The sequence below is a fragment of the Pseudodesulfovibrio sp. S3 genome, assembly GCF_004025585.1.
In the GTDB taxonomy this organism is placed as follows: Bacteria; Desulfobacterota; Desulfovibrionia; order Desulfovibrionales; family Desulfovibrionaceae; genus Pseudodesulfovibrio.
This window is the reverse complement of the sequence record NZ_QTZO01000025.1, coordinates 21,445-32,419: the sequence shown is the minus strand read 5'-3', so window position 1 is coordinate 32,419 and position 10,975 is coordinate 21,445. Positions and strand designations below refer to the sequence as shown.

Genomic DNA, 10,975 nt, shown 5'->3' with positions numbered 1-10,975 from the left:
ACGACAGCAAGCCCTCCCGCCCACGCCCAGACCTCCCGGCAAACGAGCGCTCCAGCCCTTGATCGGAAGGCCTAGAAGCTGACGATGAAGGGGCGGCGGCTCTTGTGCCGGGGTCAGGGGATCTGGCTTGACGGGTCACGCAAGGTAGGGGAAGCGCCTATAGGCCAAGGCAGTGGAGCCGCCCCGAATCGATCAGCTTCTTGCCGCCGATCACCGGGCGGCCAAAAGCCAAAGCCGCATTTTTTTGGTTCTTTTTTGGGGCGGCTCAGCCAAAAAAGAACCCCGCCGGGAGGGCAGAAAAAAAACCTGGAGGAGCGATGAGCGACGGCTCTTCTTCAGACTTGCTGCAAGGGGAACACGCACACACCCGCGAAGAAGGACATGGAATGCCTTTGGGGCGGCAAGCCCCAAACAATGCCTCTCGCGCCAAAGGCGCGCATCCCAAAACAAGAAGCCGCCCCCTGGGCGGCCTTCCTTATTTCTTCAGGCCCGCTGCCCAAAGCGAAAGCCAGCCAGCTCGAAGCGCCCCCCAAAAACTTGCCATTCATTTAAAAAGGTCTTACTCCTCTTGCCTTCACGAATATCACCATGGAGTAATAAGACATGGCCCAACTCGGTCCCCATATATCGATATCAGACGAACAGCTCATCACCCGCGCCCTCGGCGTGGTGGACATGGAACAGTATCAGCACTGGCCCGAAAAGGTGAAGAAGCTCGCCTCCAACCTGGCTGCCGAACTCTTCCTGGTGCGCTACAATCCGTTCATCGACCCTGAGATGGTCAAGAAGGCCGTGGAACGGCGGCTGAACATGTCCCGTCCCATGCTGGACCGCGAATTCGCCACCATCCTGACCAAGGGCATCGAGATGTTCTGGGAACGGCACGAAAACGAACTCGCCTTCCGCGACAAAATCATCGAACGGCTCAAAACGTTCATGCCGGACAACTGCATCGGCCATGAACCGCACTCCCGCGTGGAAACGGCCACGGACGCCACCGACCTGCGCATGGAACTGCCCATGCTCGTGCTTTTCCCGGAGGACGAAGCCCAGATTCAAGGCATTGTCAGGCTGGCCATTGAAATGCATTTCGGCATCATCCCGCGCGGCGGTGGCACCGGCGCCACAGGCGGGGCCATCCCGGCCGAGGCGCGCTGCGTGATCCTGTCCCTGTCCCGGTTCAAAAAGATTATCGACATCAACCCGGCCGAACGCACCATGACCGCCCAGTCCGGCGTCATCACCCTGAACGCCATCCAGGCCGCGGCGAAAAAGGGACTGCTCTTCACCGTGGACCCGGCCTCCAAGGCGGGTTCGTCCCTGGGCGGCAACATCTCCGAAAACGCAGGCGGTCCCTTCGCCTTTGAATACGGCACCACCATCGACAACATCCTGAGCTACCGCATGGTTCGGCCTGACGGTTCGCTCATCGAGGTACGCCGCAAAGACCACCCTCGCCACAAGATCTATTCCGCCGACGTGGCCGTATTCGAAATCGTCGACGAATCCGGCAAACCTGTGGATACCGTGACGCTCAAGGGAGACGAAATCCGCGGTCCGGGACTGGGCAAGGACGTGTCCAACAAATACCTGGGCGGCCTGCCCGGCGTACAGAAGGAAGGCACGGACGGGATCATCACCACCGCCACCTTTATCTGCTACCCCGCCCTGACGCACTCCCGCGTGCTCTGCCTGGAATTTTTCGGCCGCAGTATGCACACGGCCATGCTCGTCATCAAGGATGTGGTAGCCATGCGCGACACCATCCGCGAGGACGGCGACCTGGTCAAAATCTCCGCACTGGAGGAATTCGGGACCAAGTACGTCCAAGCCATTGAATATCAAACCAAATCCACCCAGTACGAAGGCGACCCCATTTCCGTGATCATCGTCCAGCTCGACTCGGACGACAAGGAGGCGCTGGACGCGGCCGTCCAGACCGTGCTGGCCCTGGCCCAGCCTTACGACGGCGTGGACGTATTCGCGGCCCGCGACGAAAAGGAAGCGGAACTGTTCTGGGAGGACCGGCACAAGCTTTCCGCCATCGCCAAGCGCACTTCCGGTTTCAAGATCAACGAGGACGTGGTCATTCCCATGGAAGTCATCCCGGACTTCTCGGACTTCCTGGAAAACCTGAACCTCATCTATCTGGCCAAGATATACTCGACCACCCTGGACAAGGTCATCGACCTGGAAGGCGTCAACCCCGAAGACAAGGACATTGCAGAGGCGCGCTTACGCATCCGGTCCATCCTCGACGGATCGGTCACTGCCAAGGATTTTTCCGATGCCGAACAGGAGGCCCAGTGCCGATTCCTGTTCCTGAAACTGCGCGACACCTATCCCAAGCTCGACCGCGAGATCAAAGCCCTGTGGCAGGAGATGCAGCTCAAACGCATCGTCATCGCCAACCACATGCACGCTGGCGACGGCAACTGCCACGTCAACCTTCCGGTCAACTCCAATGACCCGCAGATGCTCGCCGCGGCCCACGAGGCTGCGAATACGGTCATGACCAAAGTGCTGGAAATCGGCGGACAGGTAACCGGAGAACACGGCATCGGCATCACCAAGATCGCGTTCCTGAGCGAAGAAAAAATCAAGGCGCTCAAGGAATACCGAAAAATCGTGGACCCGGGCGGCGTATTCAACCCCGGCAAACTGACCGCACAAAAGCTGACCAGCGAACCGTTCACCTTCTCCTTCAACAGGCTCATCCAGGACCTGGACGATACTGCGCTCAAGGACAAGGAAGCCCTCATGGGCCTGCTCAAGAACATCCAGACCTGCACCCGCTGCGGCAAGTGCAAACAGGTCTGCCCAATGTATTATCCGGCCAAGGGACTGATGTACCACCCGCGCAACAAGAACATCGCGCTGGGCGCACTCATCGAGGGCATCTACTACTCCCAGATCCAGACCGGAGAACCGGCCCATGAACTGATGCGGGAGCTGCGCAACCTCATGGATCACTGCACGGCCTGCGGCAAATGCCAGGCTGCCTGCCCGGTGAAGATCGACTCTGCCGGAGCCGCCCTGTCCATGCGTTCCTTCCTCGATTCCAAGGGCAAATCCGGCCATCCCCTCAAGCAGATCATTCTGCGCAATCTGGCCAAGAACCCGACCAACAGCCTGCCCGTGGCGGCCAAGATCCTGTCAGTGGGACAATCCCTCCAGGACAAGACCCTGGGCATGATCCCGGCCCGCTGGCTGTCCAAGGTCCAGTCTCCCGTGGTCAAGCATCGCAGTCCGCATATCGATTTCCATAGCCTTGCAGAGGAACTGCACCTGGAAAACGGCTCGATATTCAAGACCCCCGGTGCGGAACGCGACGAGACCGTGCTCTATTTTCCGGGCTGCGGAGCCTCGCTCTTTTCCCGCTCCATAGGCATGGCCTCCATCTACCTGCTGCTCAAAAGCGGCGTAAACGTGGTCCTGCCCGACCATCACATGTGCTGCGGCTACCCGCTGCTGGCCTCGGGATGCGAAGAGGCATACAAGACCAACCGCCACCGCAACGTGCAGGAATTCCTCGACCTCCTGGTCAAAACCGGCAAGGCGGGCCTCAAGGCAACCACCTTGCTCACGGCCTGCGGCACCTGCCGGGAGTCGCTGGAAACCTATGATTTCTCCTCGGAACTGGCCGACCCGCTCAAACACCTGGACGTGGTCCAATTCCTTCTGGAACGGCTGCCTGCCGTACGTCGGGCCGAACCGGTCCTGTACCATGCGGCCTGTCACGCCGAATGGACCGATGTTTCCAAGCTCAAGGCCCCGGAAATGTATCGGACGGCCCTGGCGAAACTGACCGGCACCAACATCGAGCTTTCACCCGGCTGCTGCGGTGAATCCGGCCTGGGTGCCCTGACCAGTCCCGCCATCTACAACCGACTGCGCGAACGCAAACAGGAGCAACTGCGCGAGGACCTGGTCCACGAAAAGCTCCGGCCCATCGTGGTCGGCTGCCCGTCCTGCAAGGTGGGCATAAAGCGGTCCATGCTCCAGATGAAGCTGCCCAACCGGGTCATCCACGCCGTGGAATACCTGGCCGAGGCCGTGGGCGGACCCAGTTGGAAGCGGGAACTCAAGGACATGCTCGGCCAAGTGGAGCAGAAGGGCGCGTAGGCTCGGTACGGGATTCCTTCCTATTGACCGGAACCACCCCCCATGTTCTTTTGATGCTGCGTTGACACCACGGAGGCGATCATGGACTGCGACGGCGTAAAAAAACTCCTCGGCGAGAAAAACAGCTTCGCCCGACTGGCGGGCATCGAGGTCGTTGACGTTGCACCCGGCTCGGCTACCTGTCGCATGGTCATCAGGGACGGGCACCGCAATCCCTTCGGAACGGTCAACGCAGGAGCCATCTATACCCTGGCGGAGACCGCCTTCGGTGCAGCGGCCAACAGCCACGGCAATGTCGCCCTGGCCGTGAACCTGTCCATCGCCTACCTCAACCCCGCCACCGACGGGACGCTCATTGCCAAGGCCCAGGAACTCTCGGCGGGCGGGCGCATGGCCACCTATTCCGTGAAGGTCTTTGACGACGGCGGCGCACTGGTGGCCGATGTCCAGGCCATGGGGTACCGCATGAAGAAGCCGCTGGAGGATGTGTAGGGTGCGCGCTCTGGGCATCGATTTCGGCCTCAAGCGGGTGGGATTGTCCGTCAGCGACCGCACCGGCACCCTGGTCTCGCCGTTCAAGACCATAGAGCGGACGACCCGCGACTCTCTCTTTGACGAACTGATCGAAATCATACAGAATGAATCCATTGAAGCCGTGGTGGTGGGGCTGCCCCTTTCCCTGGACGGCAAGGACACCCTGACCACCCGCCAGGCCCGGAATTTCGCCGGGAGCCTGGGGCGCCGGACTGCTGTTCCCATTCATCTTATGGACGAACGGCTGACCTCGGCCCAGGCCGAAGAAGAACTCAACGCCGCCAATGTTCGCGGCAAGAAACGCAAGATGGCCCTGGACAGCCAGGCAGCCGTCATCATCCTTCGCTCATGGCTCGAAAACGGACCATCCTGATAGCCTTCAGCACCCTGTTCCTGCTCGCCGCACTCGGCGCAGGCGGTTTCCAATGGTACAGGGCATGGCAGGAGCAACAGTTCCTGACGACACCGCCCGAGACCCCGGGACGGGATGTCCTTTTCCGCGTCGAACCGGGACAGGTCTTCACCGCCATCGCCCAGAATCTGAAGGCCGAAGGGGTGATCTCCGACACCCGCCGCTTCTATAAACTGGCCGTTCGCACGGGCAAAGGTTCGGCTGTCCGCGCCGGGGTATTCGCGCTCTCCACCGGATGGGTGCCCGAACGGGTTCTTCTGGAACTGACCTCTTCGACCGGCATCATGAAAAGGGTCTCCGTGCGTGAAGGATTGACCTGGTGGCAGACCGCCAAAATCATCGAAGAGGCCGACCTCGGCACCTATGCCGACTTCGCCCAGGCCCAGGCCGACAAGGAACTGTTGGCCGCCTTCGGCATCGAGGCCAAGGACGCCGAAGGATATCTCTTCCCTGAGACCTACCTGCTCACCCCGCCCAAGGAGAACCCCTCCCGATTCATGATCCGCCTCATGCTCAAGGAATTTTTCAAAAACGCGGCCAAGGTCTGGCCAAGCGGACTCCCGGAATTCGAGGAGATGCACCAAAAGGTCATCCTTGCCTCGCTCATAGAAAAGGAAACCGGGGACATGACTGAACGCAAGCGCATATCCGGCGTGTTCCACAACCGCCTGAAAAAACGCATGCTCATCCAATGCGACCCGACCATAATTTACGGCCTCGGCCCTGATTTTGACGGAAACATCAAGAAAAGCGATCTCCTGGACAAGAACAACCCTTACAACACCTATGCCATCCAGGGACTGCCGCCCGGCCCCATCTGTTCACCGGGACTGGACGCGCTCCTGGCTGCGGTTCATCCCGAAGAACACAGCTACCTCTATTTCGTGGCCAAGGGCGACGGCTCGCATCATTTCAGCAAGAACCTGGAGGAACACAACCAGGCGGTCCGGCAGTACCAACTCAGGCGCAATAACGAGACATACAAATCCACCAAATAGCCGGATGGGGCTGGTTGCCATTGCCTGTCGACTCTTTTTCCTATAGCCTGAACAGGTAGTTTGAGGATTCATCGGGGAGGAAGATGAGCATACTAACACGTGTATTTCTGACCGGATTGCTGGCCTGCCTTTGCTATGCCTCCGCGAGCCCGGCCCAGGACACCACCGTGGTCCGACGCGCCGCCTTCGACATCGGTTCCGCTGTCATCAAATGCACCATCGCCGACGTGGACATCCCCACCGGCCACATCGTCAAGACCATCGAAACCCTGTCGGAAAAAGTCGATTTCGCCGAAGACCTGGCCCGTTCCTACGACAACAATCTGAGCAAGGAAATCATGGCCCAGGGCATCATTGTCCTGAAGAAACTCAAGGCCATCGCAGAACAGCATACCGCCCAGGAATATTCCGCAGTAGGCGGCAAGGTTTTCCAGGATGCCAGGAACGGGCGAGCCTACTTCGTCAGCATCAAGAAGGAAACCGGCATCTCCTCCCGCATCATTTCCGAGCAACAGGCCGCCATGCTCAGCTATCACGCCGTGCGCCAGGAGCTCAACTCCACGTCCAGGGATCTGCTGGTCTGGGACATCGGTGCCGGAAGTATGCAGATGACCCTCCGACGCCAGGACGGCGGCCTGCTCTTCTACATCGATCCCATGTCCTCGGTCTCATTCAAGAACATCGTCATCGGTTCCATCCAGAAGAAGGACGTCACCACAACAACAAGCCCCAACCCGGTCAGCGCGGGCCAAGTCGAACAGGCCCTGACTTTCATTCGGTCTCACGCCGCCGTGACCGTTCCTCCGCTCATCACATCCCGCCTGCACCAATCCAACCTGTTCGTGGCCGGAATCGGCGGTGTGCATTATTACGGGGTTCCCGAGATGATGGGCGTTCGCAAGGAATCCTACACGCGTGACGACGTTGCCCGGGCCCTGCAGGAATGGACCGACAAACCCGATGCGGATTTCAACAGCGAATTCGCAGACGCCCGGTTGACCAACCTCATTCTGGTGTTGGGCTACATGGACGCCCTGGACATAAAAGAGGTCTATCCGCTCAAGATCAACCAGGCTGACGGTTTGTTTGCAGCCAGAGAGTTCTGGTAGTCCGCCCCGAAATCATTCATATTCCATCCCCAGCCGCTCCGACCAGCCGTCCACCCCGAACTCCGCCGGGAAATAGACATACCGGGCTCTCCCCATGATCCGGTCTCTTTTGACCGGCCCCAGCCAACGCGAATCATAGCTGTCTTCACGGTTGTCGCCGAGTACGAAGTATTCGTCCGCACCAAGGATGAACGGCCCGAAATTGTCGCGCATGGGAAACATGTCGAGTTTGGTGTGTCGGGCATAGGGTTCCTCAAGGGGCTGACCGTTGATGAACACCACCTTGTCCCGAATCTCCACGGTTTCTCCCGGCAGACCCACGATCCGCTTTACAAAGTCCTTTCCATCGGTTTCCGGTGAGGAAAAAATCACGATATACCCCCGCTCAACGGAATCGTCATCGGAAAGCACCTCCACCATGAAACGGTCGCCTGTCAGGATAGTGGGCAGCATGGAGCCTGACGGCGCCTTGTAGGCCTTGTAGAAATGGCCTTCGATCACCTTCTCCAGAACCACCCCGGAAAAGGCACTGACAAGGAGGCACAGTCCGTACACCCACCACCGGTTATAGGGCTGCAGCGTGTAGCCGCCCTGCTTTCGGGCCGAGGCAAAGGCTTCACCCGCCACGAAAAGATTGTAACCGAACAGGATGGCCAGGCATAAAAGCATGGACCCGAAATCGGCCCAGAACCGGATCATGGTCGTGGTGACAAACACCTCGGCTGCAAAAAAACCGGCACCCTTCTTCCACTGCCCGTTGTAGACCTGCCCCAATCCTGTGGCCACGAGGGAAAGCAACCCGGCCAGCCAGGGCCGGCGGGGTTTCATCAGTTCCTGTTTAATATCATGTGATTCGGCCATGGTTCCTCCCGGATTGCGCAGAGAGTGACAGATATCAGACAAGAATGGAAGACTCAGGCCACGGGCAGATAATCCCGACCAAGCACGTAGCCCCGCCCGCCGAGGAATTCGGCGATATCCTCCCGCGCCCCCCGGCTGCCCACATATGGCAGACAGAACGCCGCTCCCGGTGCCGGAATGTCATTCCTGTCTATAACCGGCACCCCGCCAATCACATGGCCTATCTTGCGAGGGTCTATGTCGTAATAGGCGGCAAACTCGATGCCGTGATCGAGAAGCAGGTCGGCCCGCTTGCGCGTAGTCCGGCCCGATCCCAAGATATGCACCACGGGATGGTGCGGATTGTTGTCCTTGAGCCAACGTGCCAGATACTCGCTCTTGATGCGGTAGAAGGCATCCACATCGTAACGGGGATGAGTGCGGGAAAGCCGCCTGGGCGGGTCATTCCATTGCAGCAGAATTTGGTCCGCCTTGAGCATGCGCACCCCGGCCTCCAGCCAGCGCAGAAGCATTTCGTAATCCTCAGGGAAATCCCCTTCGCGGTATGAACCGTATGCTTCCAGACACTCCCGCCGAAACATGATGGACGGATTGGGCACCGGGAACTCCACGAACCGGTTCAAACTTATGGCTTCCTGGGTCAGGATCGTGTTGGTCCAGTCCACGTACCGGGCATATCCGGCACACCGCTTGCGGCAGCCGCCGAACCGAACCCGGCAGCCCACCAGCCCGATGCCTGGATTGTCGTCGAGCAATTGCGACTGGACAGCCAGCCGCTCAGCCATGCATTCGTCGTCCGCGTCCATGCGGGCAATATATGCCCCTCTGGCCGCTTCAATGGCCGCATTGGCCGCCACGATCACCCCACCGTGCTCGATGGAAAAGGTCCGAATACGGGCATCCCGACGCGCATATTCGGCCAGGACACCCGCTGTGTCGTCGTCGCTGCCATCATCAACGGCCACCACCTCGAAATCCGTACAGGTCTGGCCAAGCAGGCTGTCCAGGGCCCTGCCCACGGTATCCCCGCAATTGTGGCAGGGCATGGTCACGGAGATCCTGGGGGCGGCCAAGGCTAATCGTCCTTGGCCTTGCTGTCCTGCACCGCCTTCCTGATGCGGCAGACCGAACAGGTCCCGGCACTGGTGGGTGAACCGCACTCGACGCACGGCGCAAGCTCGGCACCGACCTCCTCTTCCAGGTTGGCGAATGCGGGTTTGCCATTCTTGAGAAAGGACTGATAGAATTGGAATTTCTGGCCGGGACTGCGGTGTTCCAACTCGCCCCACAATTCCTTGTGACTGGTGAAGCTGGCCCCGGAGGCATAGGGACACGGGTCCGAATGAATCTCGATGCCCTTCATGAACGCATAGTTGGCAGTCTCGAACTCGCTCAAACGAAACAACGGCTTGACCTTGCGCACGAACCCCGGTGAAGCGGGCAGCACCGGTCCCTGATCCGACAGATAGGCGGTATCCCAACGCAGGGTATTGGCAAAGAGCCGGGCCACTTCATCATCCAGGTTGTGGCCTGTGGCCAGGGCGTCGAATCCTTGCTCCACGGCGATGCGATTAAAATGGTGCCGCTTCATCTTGCCGCACACGGCGCAGACGGGCCGCTTGACGTGCTTCTTGACGTCCGGGATGGGCAATCCCCACGCCTCCATCTCAAAGACATGAAGTTTCAGGCCGTGCATGTCGCAGAAGTTCTCCACCTTGCTGCGGGCCTTTTCGGAAGAACCGGGTATGGCGAGATCAATGTGCAACCCCGTGACATCATACCCCTGAAGCTGGAGCTCAAGCATCAACGCCAGGGAATCCTTGCCGCCGGACAGGGCCACAAGAATACGCTCATCATGGGTGAACATCTTTTCGCGGCGGATGGCAGTCTCCACCTGTTTGGTGAAAAACAGCGGATAGCATTCCGAGCAGAACCCGGAGTGGTGGCTGGGCAGGGAAACATGGGCCGTTTTCTTGCAGCGTATGCACTTCATGACGTCCCCTATCCTGCGGATGTGACTTTACGGACCATGAGCACATCGCCGTTTTTCAACATGCGGTCCGAAGTGAGCAGCTCACCGTCACGAACGACAATGGCCATGGTGGAACGGAGCTGCAATTTGTTCAGCACGGCAAGAACCGAGCGTGTATCAACCAGCTCGATCTGCTTTCCGTCCGGTTCCAGGTTGACGGTAATCATATGGTATCTCCTTTGCCGTCGGACATTTCGACGACCAACGGCTGGGCGGACCCTACGCAGGTTACCCCGCAAGTTCAAGCCTGGCGCACTATTCCGCCAATGGCAGGGACAAATAGCTGCCCGCGATTTCTGGATCAGTGCATTAATTTAGTTTAAATATGGAAACCCCTGTTGACCCAAAAGCAAAATGTCGCATATGTTCATTTCAAGGGCTAACCCCCAAGGAGGAATCCATGAGCCAAACTAAGATTCTTGTAGTCGATGACGAAAAGCACATCCGCATGCTCTACCGGGAAGAACTGGAAGCCGACGGCTATACTGTCGCAACGTCCGACGGCGAGGAAGACATCCTCGAAGTCATGGCCCGCGAAACCCCGACCATCGTCATCCTGGACATCAAACTTGGTGTTAATCGTTCCGGCCTGGACCTGCTACAGGAAATCCGCACCAAGGATCAACAGATTCCGGTCATCCTTTCCACCGCCTACGATTCCTTTCAGCACGATCTGAAATCCATCGCAGCCGACTACTACGTGGTCAAATCCGTGGACCTGACCGAATTGAAAGACAAGGTCAAAATGGCTTTGAACAAGGCCTGCATCTAACAAAACTCCCCTTGATTCACGACCCGTTAAGGACGCCTTCTCACCTGTTGCGAAGGCGTCCTTTTTTTCACCAACGCACCGGAATAAAAGAATATTAACTGGCAATTAATTTATTCCCGTTGCTGTTTTCGA

Annotated in this window: 10 protein-coding genes; 6 read left to right on the top strand and 4 right to left on the bottom strand. The window is 58.7% G+C overall.

Going from position 1 to position 10,975, the window contains the following annotated elements:
- Positions 1-603 precede the first annotated feature (603 nt).
- The 5 genes from DWB63_RS16085 to DWB63_RS16065 all read left to right on the top strand — a co-directional run bounded on the left by DWB63_RS16085 (position 604) and on the right by DWB63_RS16065 (position 7,178).
- A complete protein-coding gene (locus tag DWB63_RS16085) occupies positions 604-4,125 on the top strand; it encodes an FAD-binding and (Fe-S)-binding domain-containing protein (protein WP_128329885.1) in 3,522 nt (1,173 codons plus the stop codon).
- An 81-nt stretch (positions 4,126-4,206) separates the two neighbouring features.
- Positions 4,207-4,617 (top strand): PaaI family thioesterase, encoded by a 411-nt coding sequence (locus DWB63_RS16080; RefSeq protein ID WP_128329884.1) that lies wholly within the window; start codon positions 4,207-4,209, stop codon positions 4,615-4,617.
- 1 nt (position 4,618) lies between these two features.
- Positions 4,619-5,032: a Holliday junction resolvase RuvX gene (gene ruvX / locus DWB63_RS16075; protein ID WP_128329883.1), complete on the top strand. Its 414-nt coding sequence runs from the start codon at positions 4,619-4,621 to the stop codon at positions 5,030-5,032.
- Positions 5,008-6,069, top strand: a complete 1,062-nt coding sequence (gene mltG / locus DWB63_RS16070) for an endolytic transglycosylase MltG (RefSeq protein ID WP_128329882.1) — start codon at positions 5,008-5,010, stop codon at positions 6,067-6,069. Before ruvX ends, mltG begins: the two co-directional genes overlap by 25 nt.
- Positions 6,070-6,152: 83 nt before the next feature.
- The gene (locus DWB63_RS16065) at positions 6,153-7,178 is read left to right on the top strand and encodes a hypothetical protein (protein WP_128329881.1); all 1,026 of its coding nucleotides are present in this window, start codon (positions 6,153-6,155) and stop codon (positions 7,176-7,178) included.
- 12 nt (positions 7,179-7,190) lie between these two features.
- Here DWB63_RS16065 and lepB read toward each other — a convergent pair whose 3' ends face one another.
- The 4 genes from lepB to DWB63_RS16045 are packed head-to-tail and all read right to left on the bottom strand — an operon-like array spanning position 7,191 to position 10,238.
- Positions 7,191-8,039 carry a signal peptidase I gene (gene lepB, locus DWB63_RS16060; RefSeq protein ID WP_128329880.1) on the bottom strand — a complete coding sequence of 283 codons (849 nt, stop codon included), beginning with the start codon at positions 8,037-8,039 and terminating at the stop codon, positions 7,191-7,193.
- A 53-nt stretch (positions 8,040-8,092) separates the two neighbouring features.
- The gene (locus DWB63_RS16055) at positions 8,093-9,112 is read right to left on the bottom strand and encodes a glycosyltransferase family 2 protein (protein WP_128329879.1); all 1,020 of its coding nucleotides are present in this window, start codon (positions 9,110-9,112) and stop codon (positions 8,093-8,095) included.
- A gap of 2 nt (positions 9,113-9,114) precedes the next feature.
- A complete protein-coding gene (locus tag DWB63_RS16050) occupies positions 9,115-10,032 on the bottom strand; it encodes a TIGR00269 family protein (protein WP_128329878.1) in 918 nt (305 codons plus the stop codon).
- An 8-nt stretch (positions 10,033-10,040) separates the two neighbouring features.
- Positions 10,041-10,238: a hypothetical protein gene (locus tag DWB63_RS16045; RefSeq protein ID WP_128329877.1), complete on the bottom strand. Its 198-nt coding sequence runs from the start codon at positions 10,236-10,238 to the stop codon at positions 10,041-10,043.
- A 233-nt stretch (positions 10,239-10,471) separates the two neighbouring features.
- On the opposite strand from DWB63_RS16045, the gene DWB63_RS16040 reads away from it, so the two are divergent.
- Positions 10,472-10,843, top strand: coding sequence for a response regulator (locus tag DWB63_RS16040; protein ID WP_128329876.1), 372 nt, complete (start codon positions 10,472-10,474; stop codon positions 10,841-10,843).
- Positions 10,844-10,975 lie beyond the last annotated feature (132 nt).

Bases quoted from the DNA above. Each gene is read 5' to 3' on its own strand.
- DWB63_RS16085 (WP_128329885.1), top strand. From the start codon at position 604: ATGGCCCAACTCGGTCCCCATATATCGATATCAGACGAACAGCTCATC.
- lepB (WP_128329880.1), bottom strand. From the start codon at position 8,039: ATGGCCGAATCACATGATATTAAACAGGAACTGATGAAACCCCGCCGG.
- DWB63_RS16045 (WP_128329877.1), bottom strand. From the start codon at position 10,238: ATGATTACCGTCAACCTGGAACCGGACGGAAAGCAGATCGAGCTGGTT.
- DWB63_RS16065 (WP_128329881.1), top strand. From the start codon at position 6,153: ATGAGCATACTAACACGTGTATTTCTGACCGGATTGCTGGCCTGCCTT.
- mltG (WP_128329882.1), top strand. From the start codon at position 5,008: ATGGCTCGAAAACGGACCATCCTGATAGCCTTCAGCACCCTGTTCCTG.
- DWB63_RS16080 (WP_128329884.1), top strand. From the start codon at position 4,207: ATGGACTGCGACGGCGTAAAAAAACTCCTCGGCGAGAAAAACAGCTTC.
- DWB63_RS16040 (WP_128329876.1), top strand. From the start codon at position 10,472: ATGAGCCAAACTAAGATTCTTGTAGTCGATGACGAAAAGCACATCCGC.
- DWB63_RS16050 (WP_128329878.1), bottom strand. From the start codon at position 10,032: ATGAAGTGCATACGCTGCAAGAAAACGGCCCATGTTTCCCTGCCCAGC.